This is a genomic window from Aerococcus sp. NPDC058936 (assembly GCF_042741995.1).
Classification (GTDB): Bacteria; Bacillota; Bacilli; order Lactobacillales; family Aerococcaceae; genus Aerococcus.
In genome coordinates this window covers 982-2,070 of record NZ_JBHYKZ010000018.1, presented here as the reverse complement: position 1 = coordinate 2,070, position 1,089 = coordinate 982, and the positions used below count along the sequence as shown (strand labels likewise).

Sequence of the window (1,089 nt, the reverse complement as noted above, 5' to 3'; positions counted from 1 at the left end):
GAACCGGCCTCAGACAGAAAGTCGATGAAATTTACCGAGGTATATCTTTGCCACGTTGATGAAAATGACTTCCGTCGTAATGATCGTGGTGCATTAGGAACCAGAACAGCAACCCTTCACAAAGAAGGGTTGAAGAAGCTCAGAGAAAGCTGGGTTTACAAGGATTTAGTTTAGTTATTTTCCTTGCTTGGAAGGGCTGATAGCGCGGGGATAGCTTTCTCCGCCAAATCAAAGAACTCCCGGTCTATTTCAACTCCAATGCTCTCATAACCTATATGGTTTGCAGCTGCTAATGTGGAGCCGCCCCCCATAAATGGATCGAGAATAATCCCCTCTCCTAAAGGAAGCACTGCCCTCACTAATTGCCTCATGAAATTTTGCGGCTTTAATGACGGATGTGGCGCTATCTTTTTTTCATGTGCTGGCGTCGGATGAGATTTAATGACATCGCCAAATGGCCTGTCAGCTGAAATTCTCCTGAATCCACCTGTTTTCCACTTTCGTAGATTATCCTGAACCCTTCCATCTAGAGGCTTTCTCAGCACTATCCATGGTTCCCATTGAGAACGTGGCATGACAGAAACATCTCCAAATTCATCATGGGCGTTTTTGGGCCTATCCCCTCCTCTCATGGTCATAACCTGACGCGCGATGTAACCTCGTAGCTCTAAGCCAGACGTAGACATAGAGTCCGCGACTATATGCGATAGAAGAGGGTTGGATGCGATAACTATATTCCCGCCAGGAACAACCACCCTTTCGACTTGCGAGGATAGTTCTTTGAAAAATAATGATATATTTCTAAGATCTTCTTCCCGCAAAACCGTAAAGCGAGGTAATGGCGCACGCTTATGTCCATCAAAGGAAGGCGGCTTTCTCCAAATACCACCTTTCCCTGCCCTTAGTTTCTCAGTCTGCTGTTTTGTATACTCGACTAATCCGTAAGGAGGATCGGTTACAACTGCATGAATTGAATTATCTTTTTGCCTTTTTAACCATTCAATTGCATCAGCAAAAAAAATCGTCGAGTTACCAACAGCCTTAGGTGTATACGTGACATCTAAGGAGGGAGGAAAACCGCCCTCCCCC

General features: G+C 45.4%; 1 protein-coding gene. It reads right to left on the bottom strand.

Annotated features, from left to right (window positions below; genetic code table 11):
- Window positions 1-170: 170 nt before the first annotated feature.
- On the bottom strand, window positions 171-1,089 hold a 919-nt coding region (locus tag ACFW0C_RS09730), incomplete at its 5' end, for a DNA-methyltransferase (protein ID WP_378107044.1).